This is a genomic window from Duganella sp. 3397, from assembly GCF_031456625.1.
Lineage (GTDB): Bacteria > Pseudomonadota > Gammaproteobacteria > Burkholderiales > Burkholderiaceae_D > Rugamonas > Rugamonas phyllosphaerae.
Genome location: NZ_JAVDVB010000003.1, coordinates 423,643 through 436,121, shown reverse-complemented (window position 1 = coordinate 436,121; position 12,479 = coordinate 423,643). Strand labels below are relative to the sequence as shown.

The following is a 12,479-nucleotide window of genomic DNA, read 5'->3' as shown; positions in this document are numbered from 1 at the left end:
CGCAACTTAAATTTTTAAGTAACTACTATGAAACCAGCAAAAGAAATTCGTGTCGGCAACATCATCATGGTCGATGCCAAGCCATTCATCGTGCTGCGCTCGGACGTCAACGGTTCGAGCCGCACCGGCTTCACCTACAAGTGGAAGATGAAAAATCTTCTGACCAACAGCCCGCTGGAAAACGTGTTCCGCGGCGACGACAAGTTCGACGTGGTGGTTCTGGACAAAAAGCCAGTGACCTACTCGTACTTCGCCGATCCGCTGTACGTCTTCATGGACGCTGACTACGAACAGTACGAAATCGAAGAAGAGAACCTGGGCGACGCACTGAACTACCTGAAAGACGGTATGGAATGCGAAGCGGTGTTCTACGATGGCAAAGCCATCTCGGTCGAACTGCCAACCACCATCCAGCGTCAGATCGTGTACTCGGAGCCTGCAGTCAAGGGCAATACCTCGGGTAACGTACTGAAAGAAGCGCGCATCGAAAACGCCATCGAATCGAAGCAGCACACGGTTCAAGTGCCGCTGTTCGTGAGCCAGGACGACGTCATCGAAATCGACACCCGCACCAACGAATACAAGAAAATCGTCCGCAACTGATCGACCCTGTCGAGCGACGATCACAAAAACGCCCTCCGGGGCGTTTTTTTTCGCCCATGCAGTTAATGCTTTGCTATATTAATGCAGCGCAGCAAATTTAATTGACAGGGGTGGGCATGGATCGCAGGCAGTTCGTTCGGATGGGCGCGGTATTGGGTTCTACTGTGAGTGCTGCTGCGGGAGCGGTAGCGGGCAGCGGCAACGCCTTGGCGGCAGCCAGGCCGGCCAGCGCCAGCATTCTCGAAGCTGGCGTGCGCGAGCAGCAGCAGCAGATGGAAGCGGGCAAGCTGACATCGCATGCACTGACCTCGCAGTACCTGGCGCGCATCCGCAACATCGACAAGGCCGGCCCGCGCATCAACGCCGTCATCGAGGTCAATCCCGAAGCGCTCAAGCTGGCGCTGGAAATGGACCGAGAGCGTACCGCCGGGCGCGTGCGCGGTCCGCTGCACGGCATCCCCGTCCTGCTGAAAGACAATATCGCCACCGGCGACCGCATGAGCACGACCGCCGGTTCGCTGGCGCTGGCCGGCGTGCGGGCCAAACGCGACGCCCACGTGGCTGCGCAGCTGCGCGCCGCCGGCGCCATCATCATCGGCAAGACCAACCTGAGCGAGTGGGCCAATATGCGCTCGACCCAGTCGGTGAGCGGCTGGAGCGCGCGCGGCGGCCTCACGCGCAACCCGTATGCGCTCGACCGCAATTGCAGCGGCTCGAGTTCCGGCTCCGGCGCGGCGATCGCCGCCGGCCTGGCCACGCTGGCCGTGGGCACCGAGACCGACGGCTCGATCGTCTCGCCGGCGTCGATCTGCGGCGTGGTGGGCATCAAGCCCACGCTGGGACTGGTGAGCCGCAGCGGCATCATCCCGATCGCCCATTCACAGGACACTGCCGGACCGATGGCGCGCACCGTGGCCGATGCGGCGGCGCTGTTGACCGCGCTGGCCGGCGTCGATCCGCGCGATGCGGCCACCCGCGATGCGAAACCGGTCAACTACCTGGCCGCACTCGAGCAGGGCGGCTTGCATGGCAAGCGCCTGGGCGTGGCGCGCAATTTCTTCGGCCACAGCGTGGAGGTCGATGCCGTCATCGCCAAGGCGCTCGATGTCTTGAGCGCGCAGGGCGCGGTGCTGGTGGACGTGGAAGTGCCCAACACCGACAAGTACGGCGACTCCGAGACCGAGGTGCTGCTGGTCGAATTCAAGACCGACCTGGCGGCGTACCTGAAGGAGTATGCACCGCATGCCAAGGTGGCCACCATGGCCGACGTGATCGCCTTCAACCGCGAGCACGCGAAAGAAGAGATGCCTTACTTCGGCCAGGAGTACCTGGAACGGGCCCAGGCCAAGGACGGTCTCGACGCGCCGGCCTACCGCGCGGCGCTGGCCAACAACGAGCGCTATGCGCGCGCCGAAGGCATCGACCAGGTGATGAAAGAGCATCGGCTCGACGCGCTGGTGGCGCCCACCGGCGGCGTGGCCTGGCTGACGGACTTCATCAACGGCGACCATTACGGCGGCAGCTTCTCGTCACCGGCGGCGGTAGCCGGCTACCCGCACATTACCGTGCCGGCAGGGCAGGTGCACGGCTTGCCGGTGGGGCTGTCGTTCGTGGGTGCGGCCTACAGCGAGGCGGCGCTGATCCGCATGGCGTATTCGTACGAACAGGCCACGCTGCACCGGCGCGCGCCGCAGTTCAAGGCCAGCGTGTCGCTGGCGGTGCGCTGATTCTATTTACCGAGCACGTGGCGCAGCGTCGGTTCGATGTTGCGGCGGTGAAGTTCGGCGACGATGTCTTCCAGCGTGGCGTGCTGCAGCAGCAGGCCTGATGGCGACGCCTGGCGCGTTGCTGCTGCTTGCGGTGCCGGCGCTGCTGCCGGCGCCTCGGCATCGAGCACCTGCAAGGCATGCTCGAACTGCTCGGCGGTGATGCTGTCGAGGCCATGCAGGAACGCCGCTTGCGCGCTGATCGGCGGCGGCATCTCCAGGCCCAGGTCCTCTGCCAGCGACGCGCCCATGGCGGGATTGATGAAGGCCGCCCACAAGCCGCTGCCCTGGTGCAGGCAGGGCGGCAGTTCCACCACGGTGGCGCCGGGCGCAGCATCCAGGTCGGCAAAGTAGGCCTGGTGCAGCAAGGCGTGCAAGCGGCGCAGTCGCGCCAACGGCACCGGCTGCGCAAACGACAGCCACAGGTTGTACTTGTCGGCGCCGTTGACGCTGACGGCCGGCGCCGGCAATTTCAGATCCTGCTGCAGCGCGTTGGCCACCTCGCACAGCAGCAGCCAGTGCTGCTCGTCCGGCAAACGCGGAAAATCGAGCACCAGTGCGCGCGCCATGCTGGTGTTGGTGGCCAGGTCGATGGCCAGCGTGGTGTTGGCGCGCAGGTGGTCTTCCAGCGCGGCGGTGGCCGGGTGCTGGCTGTCGGGGAGGTAGAGCCTTCTGAGCTCGGCGATGAGTTTTTCCATCGCTGCATTGTAGTGCTATTCGGCTTGGACCGGGGTGCGCCACTCGGTCAGATAATGCTGCGGCGTCCTGCCCAGAATGCGCCGGAACATGGCAGTAAACGCACTGGGGCTGGCATAGCCCAGCGCCGCCGCAATCGCCCCCACGCTGTGGCCCTGCGCGAGCCGCCCGAACGCCTCGGCCAGGTGCACCTGCTGCACCCACTGGCGGTAATGCAGGCCGGTCTCCTGCGGGAACAGCCGGATCAGGGTGCGTGCGCTGGCGCCCACGTCGGCGGCATGGTCCTCGATGGTGCGGGTGCTGCCCGGATCGGCCACGATCGCTGCGCACACGGCCACCAGGCGCCGGTCGCGCGGCCACGGGATGGCAATCGGCACCGTCTCCGCTGCCGCCAGTTCGGACAGAATCAGCATGGCCAGGTGTTCGCCGCGGCCGGGCATCGGGTATTCGATCGGCTCTTCCAGCAGCGCCAGGATCAGCTGGCGCAGCAGGGCGGATACTTCGATCACGCGGCAGGCGTCGCCGTACTGGCGCACCGCGTCGGCCTCGATGTAGATGGTGCGCATGGTCACGGTACCGATCGAGGTCCAGTAGTGCACCACGCCGGGCGGGATGAACAGCGCGCGGCGCGGCGGCAGGATCCACACCCCGAGGTCGGTCGTCACGCGCATCAGGCCTGACGTGGCGTACAGCAGTTGCGCGCGCTCGTGGCTGTGCGGCCGGGCGGTCACGCCATGGCGTTCGTCGCGCGCCATGGCGGTGACCACGCGTGGTACGCGCTGGTAGTCGCGGTGGTCGCTGCTGCGTTCGGGGTGCGTCATTTGTCACTTTCTCGACGAAGATTGGAATATCCGGGATTCCCGACCATATTACACTGCCAGTTCTTGATAGAAAGGCTTTCCCCATGAACTCCACTGCTGCCACAGCCTTGGCGCCACCCGCAAGCGCGCCTGCTACCCAGTCCCAGACCGTGATGCAAATCCTCGGCGCGGTCGCCTTTGCCCACCTGCTCAACGACCTGGTGCAGGCCATGCTGCCGTCGATCTACCCGATGCTCAAGGCCGAATTCGGCCTGTCGTTCACCCAGGTCGGCCTGATCACGCTGACGTTCCAGTGCACCGCTTCGCTGCTGCAGCCGTGGATCGGCCTCTACACCGACCGCCGCCCCATGCCGTACCTGCTGCCGGCCGGAATGGTGTCCACCTTTATCGGCGTGCTGATGATGGCGGTGGCGCACAGCTTCCCGGCGCTGCTGGTATCGGCCGCGCTGATCGGCGTCGGTTCGTCGACGTTCCACCCGGAGGCCTCGCGCGTGGCGCGCACGGCGTCGGGCGGACGCTTCGGCTTTGCGCAGTCGCTGTTCCAGGTCGGGGGCAACGTGGGTTCCGCATTGGGACCGGTGCTGGCTGCCGCCATCATCATCGGCCGTGGCCAGGGCAATATCGGCTGGTTCGCGGTGCTGGTCGGCGTGGCGTTCGCGGTGCTGGTGTACGTGAGCCGCTGGCACAGCGCCCACCTGGCCAGCCTGCCGCGCAAGAAGGCGGTGGTGGCGCAGTCGCCGCTGCCGAAGGCGCGCGTGTATGCGGCGCTTGGTGTGCTGGCGCTGCTGGTCTTCTCCAAGTACATCTACATGTCGAGCCTGAGCAGCTACTACACGTTCTACCTGATCGATAAATTCGGCGTCTCGGTGTCGTCGGCGCAGATGTATCTGTTCCTGTTCCTGGCGGCGGTGGCAGCCGGCACCTTCATGGGCGGCCCGATCGGCGACCGCATCGGCCGCAAGCGCGTGATCTGGATGTCGATCCTGGGCGCGGCGCCGTTCACCCTGATGCTGCCGTACGTCGATCTGTTCTGGACTGCCGTGCTGACGGTGGTGATCGGCTTCGTGATCTCGTCGGCGTTTTCCGCCATCGTGGTGTTTGCCCAGGAGCTCATGCCGGGCAAGGTGGGCATGGTGGCCGGGATCTTCTTCGGCCTGATGTTCGGCGTGAGCGGGATCGGTGCGGCGGCCATGGGTCACCTGGCGGACGTGGCCGGCATCGCCTACGTATACAAGCTCTGTTCGTACCTGCCGTTGCTGGGTATCTTGACGGTGCTGCTGCCGCATGTCGAAGGGCAGAAGCGGTAAGGCGGAAAAATGAGATTCCCGCCTTCGCGGGAATGACGGAATTAATGCCGTGGGCCTTAAGCCGCGACCACGGATTTCATTGCGTCGGTCGTCAAGTCGTCATGTCGCATCGGCGGACCGCCGCGCAGGCGGGCATCCAATTGTTTAGACTTCGATAAACCGCATCTTGAAGTTACGCCCCTTGATGGCGCCGAAGTCGCCACCCAGCGGGTTGTTCTTGCTCAGGCGATCAAACGCCTCGTACGCCACCCGGCGATCGAGCGCCACGTAGGTCTGGAACTCGAACACGTTGATCTTGCCAACCTGCTCCTTGCTCAGGCCAGCTTCGCCGGTGAGGGCGCCCAGCAGGTCGCCGGGGCGCAGCTTGTCCTTCTTGCCGCCGCTGATCACCAGCGTCATCATCGGCGCCGGGTCGACGCCGTAGTCGCCGCCGTCCAGGCTTTTCAGGTCGTACCATTCCACCGGCGCGCTCTGGTATTCCTCGATCAGTTTGACCCATTTCTTTTCGTTCGGCGCGCACAACGACAGCGCCAGGCCTTTTTCACCGCCACGGCCGGTACGACCCACGCGGTGGATGTGCACTTCGGTGTCTTTCGAAACGTCGACGTTGATCACCGCTTCCAGGTTCGGAATATCGAGGCCGCGCGCGGCGACGTCGGTTGCCACCAGCACCGAGCAGCTGCGGTTGGCGAACAGCACCAGGATCTCGTCGCGCTCGCGCTGTTCCAGTTCGCCGTACAGCGCCAGCGCGGTGAAGCCCTGCTCGCGCAGGTGCTCGGTCAGTTCGCGGCACTGCACCTTGGTGTTGCAGAAGGCGATCGCCGACACCGGCTTGTAGTGGCCCAGCAGCGTGGCCACGGCCTGGTTGCGGTTGTCGAAGCCGATTTCGAAGAACAGCTGCTCGATCTGGCTGTTGTCGTGCTGAGCCTGCACCGTCACTTCGACCGGATCGACCAGGAAGGAATCGGTGGCGCGGCGGATGTCGTCCGGGTAGGTGGCCGAGAACAGCAAGGTCTGGCGACGCTTCGGGCAGGCGCTGACGATGCCGGCGATTTCGTCGTAGAAGCCCATGTCGGTCATGCGGTCCGCTTCATCGAGCACCAGGGTTTCGACCTTGGACAGGTCGAGCGTGCTGCGGCCCAGGTGATCGCGCACGCGGCCCGGCGTGCCGACGATGATGTGGGCGCCGTGTTCGAGCGAGGCGATTTGCGGACGCATCGGCGAGCCGCCGGTGAGCACCAGCACCTTGACGTTGCCGGTACTGCGCGCCAGGCGGCGCAGCTCATTGGCCACCTGGTCGGCCAGCTCGCGGGTAGGGCACAGCACCAGCGCCTGCACCGCGAACCACGCCGGATTGAGCTTGTTCAGGATGCCCAGGCCAAAGGCGGCGGTCTTGCCGCTGCCGGTCTTCGCTTGCGCGATCAGGTCGCGGCCAGCGAGCACCGACGGCAGGCTCTGGGCCTGGATGGTGGTCATCTCCTTGTAGCCGAGCGTGTCGAGGTTTTCCAGCAGCGCGGGAGTGAGCGCCAGGCTGGCGAAGGAAGTGGCGTCGTCTTGCTGTTCGGGCGCGAAGGTGTCGGTGGATGTCATGGTGTCAGACCTGTTCAAAAAGGACGTTGGCACAGTCTAACAGGCTCCGTTCCGGCCCTGATGCTGTGTGAGGGAATGCTGAAATTGATACTGGTAAAGCTTAATCTGGCGCCCAAACGGGCAGACCGGTGAGATCGAGCTTGTCGTCGCGCACCCAGACCGGCAGGCCCGAGTTGTCGGTCGGCTCGAGCAGTTCGAGCTGTTCCTGTTTGGCGCCAGGTCGCCGAACACGCGGCGCCGGTGGCCGCTTGGCTTCCGGTTCGAGCGGCGCGGCCGGGCCGAAACCGGGCAGGTCGAACGTGGCGTTGTCTTTTTTATCTCTCATTGCGCAATCTCGTGCCCACGACGCGCTTTTCGAAGCTTCCCAAAAGGCGTCGCTCAAAACAAAAGCCCGGCTGCGAGAGTCGGGCTCAGTGAAGCGCGCAGTGTATCACAAAGCGCCATGCCAAAAAACCTTTAGCGGAAGCTCAATGCCCCGGTCAGGTCGCCCGGCGGCGTGGCGTGGTTGGCTGCGAACGCCTCGTTGCGCGTTTTGAGTCCCTGCAGCAGCGGCAGGCCGTGCAGGCGCGTGATGAAGCGCAGGATCGACGTGGTGTCGTAGAAGCTGTGATCGACCTGGCCCTTTTTGGAAAATGGCGAGATGACGATGGCCGGAATGCGCGAACCAGGACCCCAGCGGTCGCCCTTGGGCGGCGCCACGTGGTCCCACCAGCCGCCGTTTTCGTCGAACGTGATCACCACCACCATGTTGTTCCACTGCGGGGACTTCTTCAGGTGTTCGATCACGTTGGCGATGTGGGCGTCGCCCGACTCGATGTCCGAGTAGCCGGCGTGCAGGTTCAGGTTGCCCTGTGGCTTGTAGAACGTCACGGCCGGCAGCTTGCCCGCCACCGCTGCGGCAATGAACTTGTTCGAGATCGGGCTGTCACCGAGGCCGCCGTCGCGCAGGTGCTCGGCGCGCGCGGCGGTGCCCGGCGCGAACTGCTTGAAGTAGTTGAGCGGCTGGTGGTGGAACTGGAAGTTCGGCCTGCTGCCGCCGCCCTTGCTGTCGAGCGCCGCCTGCCAGCCACCGCCATACCACGCCCAGCTCACGCCCTTGCGCGAGAGCAGGTCGCCGATGGTGTCGTAGGTTTGCGGCGGCAGCGTGTTGGCGTCGGCCGGATCGGCAGCCAGCGGGTCGCCGTCGTAGGCGGGACGGATATAGCTGGGCTGGTACGGTGGCGCCATGGTGTTGACCACGTAGCCGTCGGGCGTGATGGCGCCGTCGTTGACGAAATGCGGTTTGCCGTCCAGTGCCGATTTGGGCGAGTCGGGCGCGGTGGCCAGGCGCACGCCCTGCGGGCCGTCCGCCAGTACCGCGATCTTCTTCCTGGCGGCGGTGTCGGCGGCGTTGAAGTATTCGTTGGCGCGGCCGGTGACCAGGAACTGGTGGTTCATGTACGAGCCGCCGAAGGCCGCCATGAAGAAGTTGTCGCACAGCGTGTACTGGCGCGCGATCTGCCAAAGGTTGAGGTTTTTCGACGTCTCGCCGTAGTGACCCATCACCAGGCCGCCGCTGTCGGCCCACGCGGCAAAGCCGTCGTTCTTGCCGCCGTTGATCTGCATCTGGTTGTTATAGAAGCGGTGCACCAGGTCACGCGTGATGATCGCCTCGGGCAGCGGCTTGCCTGCGGTGTCGCTCAATTTGAAGGGCGCGTTGGGCAGGTCCTTGATCTGGTCTTCCTTGATCAGGTAATCGGTGCCGCCGATATTCTGCTGCTCGGGCACCATGCCGCCCCACACCTTCGGCAGGGTAGGCAGCACCGAACCATCGCGGTCGCGCTGCACATAGGCGGCGGCCGGCACGTCCGACAGCGGCGCGGCGGTGCCGGGGAAGTTGGCAAACAGGTTGTTGAAGCTGCGGTTTTCCAGGTAGATCACGACCACGTTCTTGACGTTGGCCTTGAGCTTGACGTCGAGCGAGCCCCTGGTGACGGCCGGCTTGCTGGCCGCTTCGGCCATCATCGGCAGGCTGGTGGCGATGCCGGTGGCGGCAGCGGCCTGGAATATGCGCCGGCGCGAAGGGCTGGCGGGGGCATCCTGCTGCGCTGCGGTTTGTGCGGGTACCGGTTGCTTGTCCTGATCGTTCACCGTCTGCTCCTCGAATGACTGAAAGCAGCGATTGTGACAGTTCTGGATGAGTTTGGATATGTGCCGGGTTTCACCTTGCAAGGTCGTAATGATGAAAGCGGGAGCCCAATGCAAAAACCGTTGATCTTCTAATGAAAATCAACGGTTTGCTGTATCTGGTTGCGGGGACAGGATTTGAACCTGTGACCTTCGGGTTATGAGCCCGACGAGCTGCCAGACTGCTCCACCCCGCGTCTGAGGCATGAATTATATACAGGTTCAGCCAATTGTGCAAGGACCGCTTTTAACGCTGCCCTGGGCAAGTGATCAGGCGGCCGCCAGGCGCCACAGCGACGTCACTTCGGCGGCGCGGGCTTTGTGCAGCGGGTCGCTGGCGTCGGCGGCGCGCGGGTGGGTGGGGCGCACGTCGATGCGGTCCACCACCTTCAGGCCGGCTGTCTCTATCCACGCCAGCAGTTCGGCGCGCGGACGCAGGCCCAGGTGCTCGGCCAGGTCGGACAGGATCAGCCAGCCTTCGCCACGCGGCGCCAGGTGGTCGGTCAGGCCGGAGAGGAAGCCGCGCAGCATGCGGCTCTCGGGATCGTACACCGCGTGTTCGATGGCCGAACTGGGGCGGGCTGGCACCCATGGCGGGTTGCAGACGATTAGCGGCGCGCGGCCTTCGGGGAAGAGGTCGGCGACCTTGAGCTCGATCCGCTGTTCGAGTTCCAGTCGGGTGATGTTCTCGCGGGCGCAGCTCAGCGCGCGCGGGTCCTGGTCGGTGCCGATCACGCGCTTGATGCCGCGCTGCGCCAGCACGGCCGACAGCACGCCGGTGCCGACGCCGATGTCGAACGCCAGCGAGGTATCTTGGGGCAGCGGCGCCTCGGCCACCAACTGTACATACTCGCCACGCACTGGCGAGAACACGCCGTAGTACGGGTGGATGCGCGCGCCCAGCGCCGGTATCTCGACGCCGGTGCGGCGCCATTCGTGGGCGCCGATGACGCCCAGCAGTTCACGCAGCGACGCGACGAACGGTTCTTCGAAGCGGCCGTAGGCTTCGTTGCACGCCAGTTGCACGTCCGGCGCGCGGCGCAGCGGCAGCGTGTAGCCGTCTTCGAACGGCAGCAGCAGCATGGCCAGGGTGCGGGCGCGCTGCGATTGGGCCTGGCGGTGCAGGTGGAAGGCTTCGGTCGGCGTGGCCGGGGCTTTTGCCGGCTTGGCTTTCTTGGCCGGTTTGCTTTTATGGTCGGCGCGGCGGGCCAGCGCTTGCAGGAGCTGACGCGCGTTCTGGAAGTCGCCGCGCCACAGCAGGGCCGTGCCTTCGCACGCCAGGCGGTACGCCACGTCGGCATTGGTGCGATCGTCGGCGATGACCACACGCTTCGGTGGCGGCATGCCGGCCTCGGAGCGCCAGCGGGCGGTGTGCTGCACGCCGTTTTCCTCCCAGTGGATCTGCTGTGGCGTTGGGGAGGTAGAGGTATTTGCGGACATGGCGGGCGATCGGTAAAAGTAATAAGCGGATGAACCAGGCAAGGCACGCAAAAAACGCCGGCGACGCGTTGCGTTCATCCGGCGTTGGCGTGCATTTTGCGTGAACCTGGTGCGTGATGCAGGTGCGTGACACGGTGCGTATTATACCGGGCCGCAGGCGTGGGGATATCGAGGCCGATTCCGGCCAGCCGGTTGGCTTATGCCGGGCCCCTCCGAGGGTGCGGGTAGCGGGCTGTGGGCGTGCGGCGTTTAACTGGCCGGAGCGTCCGGCTTTGCTGCAGCAGGCGCCGGGTCAGGCGTGGCGGTTGCTGCCGGTACGGACGCCTCCGCAATCGCTTCCGGCGGCGCCTTGACCGGCATCGTCACATCGTCCACCGGCGCCTGCTCGCCGTAGGCGGCGGCCGATTTGGCCTTGTCGGCTGCCGACGGCATCGTGTAGGTGTCGGCGTTTTTGCTATCGACCAGGTTGAGCAGGCGCAGCGACAGGCCGCGCAGGGTGTTACGGTCGATATTGTCGCTGGCCTGGTCGGACTGGTCGGCGCTGCTGGCGAGGGCCGATTGCAAATCGCGGCCGATCAGCTGGAACAGGTCGGCCAGCGTGCCCGGGAAATCGATATTCGGCACCTTGACGGTGGGCAGGTCGGCGAGGTTGCCGTTCTGCGGCTTGGCGTCGGTCTTGTCGGCGGCGGGCTTGCCGGTCTGGCTGCCGGCGGCGACGTCGAGCTGGAACTCGTACTTGACTTCCACCTCGAAATCGAACTTGCGGCCATCGGCGGTGGTGATGGTGCCCTTGCCGATGAAGTGCGAGCTGTCGGACAGGCTCAAGCCGGCCAGCGTGCGCACGCCGTTGGCGTCGGACGTCTGCTGCACCCCCATGGCGATGCTGGACGAGGCTTCCAGGCTGGCCGAATCGAAATCGATGGTGGCGCCCTTGGCGTCGTCGCCGAACAGCGCCTGGGTAAAGCTGTTGACGAAGTTCTGCGCGAAATCGACCGTGGCATTGCCCAGCGAGGCCACGCGCTGCTGCATGTCCAGCGCATTGCTCGACAGCTTAGACAAGTTCGACGCTGTCCCTGCCTGCTGGGTGGCAGGGGTGTTGGCGGGCTTGCCGTCGGCCCGGGGCGCGGCTGGAGTGTAGTTGGCCGGCAGGTTGCGGGCGCCGAGTGCGGGGATGGTGGCCATGGCAGCTTCCGTTTGATAATACTTCTATAACGGCCGCACGTGACGGAACTTGAGGGCTTGCTGTTTTTTAATGAAATCAGTGGTGGTGGGTCCAGCCTTCCGGCGCGGCCAGGTACGACGCCACGGCGTCTTTCTGGCCGATGGCGTGGTGCTTGACTTCACCGCAGGCGCACACGCCCAGGTAAGGCTGGATGTGCGAGCAGGCCGACACTTTTTGCAGGCGGACCTGTACGGCCTTGGCGCATTTTGCGCATTTGAAGGTGAGGGTGCGTGGTGCTTTTAACATGATTGATCTGTGCAGGTTGGCGCGAAAGGCGCGATTTTATCACTCACGCCGTGACATCGATGGTGGGCGCCGCGCCGGGGGCGATGCTGTAGCCGCGCTGGACCTTGTCGCCGGTCGCGCCATCCTGCCTGGACAATTCGGCCCTGGCCTGGGCCGCCATCTGCTGCGCCTGGGCGGCCACTGCGCGATCGGCCCCGGAAGGATCGGCCGGCGCGGAAGCCGCCGCCTGGATCGACGCCGCGCGGGCGATGGTTTCCTCGGGCGTGGCGCCGGGCGACGTATCGATCTGGACCTCGCCGCCGATGGCGTAATTGACGCCGTTGGGGCCGCGCTGGTAGGTGTAGGTGGCGCCGGAGATGGCCAGGCCGCCGGCTGCGGCCAGGTGGGCTTGCTCGTGCTGGCGTACTTCGGTGTCGCGGGCCTTGAGTTCTTCCACCACTTTGAGCGCCTCGGGCGAGAGCTTGGTGATGCTCGACTCTTGCGGCCCGGTGCCCGCAGCGGGCGCGGGCGCGTCGGTACGCGCCGCTGGCGTAAAACGCTCGGGCTGGCTGACGGCGGGGCTGACAGTGATGGCGCCTATGCTCATGGTGAACTCCCAGGCAGGAGCTCAAATCATAGCATG

Annotated in this window: 12 protein-coding genes and 1 tRNA gene; 3 read left to right on the top strand and 10 right to left on the bottom strand. The window is 65.1% G+C overall.

Annotated elements, in window-relative coordinates:
• The first annotated feature begins 27 nt into the window (after nucleotides 1–27).
• Nucleotides 28–603 carry an elongation factor P gene (locus J2X54_RS10650; RefSeq protein ID WP_070246200.1) on the top strand — a complete coding sequence of 192 codons (576 nt, stop codon included), beginning with the start codon at nucleotides 28–30 and terminating at the stop codon, nucleotides 601–603.
• 116 nt (nucleotides 604–719) lie between these two features.
• The gene (locus J2X54_RS10645) at nucleotides 720–2,330 is read left to right on the top strand and encodes an amidase (RefSeq protein ID WP_310180497.1); all 1,611 of its coding nucleotides are present in this window, start codon (nucleotides 720–722) and stop codon (nucleotides 2,328–2,330) included.
• Between the two features lie 2 nt (nucleotides 2,331–2,332).
• Here the strand turns inward: J2X54_RS10645 and J2X54_RS10640 are convergent, their stop codons facing one another.
• Nucleotides 2,333–3,067 (bottom strand): hypothetical protein, encoded by a 735-nt coding sequence (locus tag J2X54_RS10640; protein ID WP_310180494.1) that lies wholly within the window; start codon nucleotides 3,065–3,067, stop codon nucleotides 2,333–2,335.
• 15 nt (nucleotides 3,068–3,082) lie between these two features.
• On the bottom strand, nucleotides 3,083–3,886 hold the full coding sequence (locus J2X54_RS10635; RefSeq protein ID WP_310180492.1) for a helix-turn-helix transcriptional regulator: 804 nt from the start codon (nucleotides 3,884–3,886) through the stop codon (nucleotides 3,083–3,085).
• A gap of 152 nt (nucleotides 3,887–4,038) precedes the next feature.
• Here J2X54_RS10635 and J2X54_RS10630 point away from each other — a divergent pair, with 152 nt between their 5' ends.
• On the top strand, nucleotides 4,039–5,193 hold the full coding sequence (locus tag J2X54_RS10630) for an MFS transporter (protein WP_310181160.1): 1,155 nt from the start codon (nucleotides 4,039–4,041) through the stop codon (nucleotides 5,191–5,193).
• 144 nt (nucleotides 5,194–5,337) lie between these two features.
• Here J2X54_RS10630 and dbpA read toward each other — a convergent pair whose 3' ends face one another.
• The 8 genes from dbpA to J2X54_RS10590 form a co-directional block, all read right to left on the bottom strand.
• On the bottom strand, nucleotides 5,338–6,783 hold the full coding sequence (gene dbpA / locus J2X54_RS10625; protein WP_310180490.1) for an ATP-dependent RNA helicase DbpA: 1,446 nt from the start codon (nucleotides 6,781–6,783) through the stop codon (nucleotides 5,338–5,340).
• A 100-nt stretch (nucleotides 6,784–6,883) separates the two neighbouring features.
• Nucleotides 6,884–7,108, bottom strand: coding sequence for a hypothetical protein (locus J2X54_RS10620; protein ID WP_070246190.1), 225 nt, complete (start codon nucleotides 7,106–7,108; stop codon nucleotides 6,884–6,886).
• 131 nt (nucleotides 7,109–7,239) lie between these two features.
• On the bottom strand, nucleotides 7,240–8,913 hold the full coding sequence (locus tag J2X54_RS10615) for an acid phosphatase (RefSeq protein ID WP_310180488.1): 1,674 nt from the start codon (nucleotides 8,911–8,913) through the stop codon (nucleotides 7,240–7,242).
• 156 nt (nucleotides 8,914–9,069) lie between these two features.
• Nucleotides 9,070–9,146, bottom strand: a tRNA-Met gene (locus J2X54_RS10610).
• Between the two features lie 73 nt (nucleotides 9,147–9,219).
• A complete protein-coding gene (locus tag J2X54_RS10605; RefSeq protein ID WP_310180486.1) occupies nucleotides 9,220–10,389 on the bottom strand; it encodes a class I SAM-dependent methyltransferase in 1,170 nt (389 codons plus the stop codon).
• 249 nt (nucleotides 10,390–10,638) lie between these two features.
• Nucleotides 10,639–11,571, bottom strand: coding sequence for a hypothetical protein (locus J2X54_RS10600; protein ID WP_310180484.1), 933 nt, complete (start codon nucleotides 11,569–11,571; stop codon nucleotides 10,639–10,641).
• Nucleotides 11,572–11,647: 76 nt separating this feature from the next.
• On the bottom strand, nucleotides 11,648–11,857 hold the full coding sequence (locus tag J2X54_RS10595) for a hypothetical protein (protein ID WP_056153853.1): 210 nt from the start codon (nucleotides 11,855–11,857) through the stop codon (nucleotides 11,648–11,650).
• Between the two features lie 43 nt (nucleotides 11,858–11,900).
• A complete protein-coding gene (locus J2X54_RS10590) occupies nucleotides 11,901–12,443 on the bottom strand; it encodes a putative metalloprotease CJM1_0395 family protein (protein WP_310180480.1) in 543 nt (180 codons plus the stop codon).
• Nucleotides 12,444–12,479 lie beyond the last annotated feature (36 nt).

What these genes read in the sequence shown, in the direction of transcription:
- J2X54_RS10650 (WP_070246200.1), top strand. Translation starts at nt 28, where the DNA reads ATGAAACCAGCAAAAGAAATTCGTGTCGGCAACATCATCATGGTCGAT.
- J2X54_RS10645 (WP_310180497.1), top strand. Translation starts at nt 720, where the DNA reads ATGGATCGCAGGCAGTTCGTTCGGATGGGCGCGGTATTGGGTTCTACT.
- J2X54_RS10640 (WP_310180494.1), bottom strand. Translation starts at nt 3,067, where the DNA reads ATGGAAAAACTCATCGCCGAGCTCAGAAGGCTCTACCTCCCCGACAGC.
- J2X54_RS10635 (WP_310180492.1), bottom strand. Translation starts at nt 3,886, where the DNA reads ATGACGCACCCCGAACGCAGCAGCGACCACCGCGACTACCAGCGCGTA.
- J2X54_RS10630 (WP_310181160.1), top strand. Translation starts at nt 4,039, where the DNA reads ATGCAAATCCTCGGCGCGGTCGCCTTTGCCCACCTGCTCAACGACCTG.
- dbpA (WP_310180490.1), bottom strand. Translation starts at nt 6,783, where the DNA reads ATGACATCCACCGACACCTTCGCGCCCGAACAGCAAGACGACGCCACT.
- J2X54_RS10620 (WP_070246190.1), bottom strand. Translation starts at nt 7,108, where the DNA reads ATGAGAGATAAAAAAGACAACGCCACGTTCGACCTGCCCGGTTTCGGC.
- J2X54_RS10605 (WP_310180486.1), bottom strand. Translation starts at nt 10,389, where the DNA reads ATGTCCGCAAATACCTCTACCTCCCCAACGCCACAGCAGATCCACTGG.
- J2X54_RS10600 (WP_310180484.1), bottom strand. Translation starts at nt 11,571, where the DNA reads ATGGCCACCATCCCCGCACTCGGCGCCCGCAACCTGCCGGCCAACTAC.
- J2X54_RS10595 (WP_056153853.1), bottom strand. Translation starts at nt 11,857, where the DNA reads ATGTTAAAAGCACCACGCACCCTCACCTTCAAATGCGCAAAATGCGCC.
- J2X54_RS10590 (WP_310180480.1), bottom strand. Translation starts at nt 12,443, where the DNA reads ATGAGCATAGGCGCCATCACTGTCAGCCCCGCCGTCAGCCAGCCCGAG.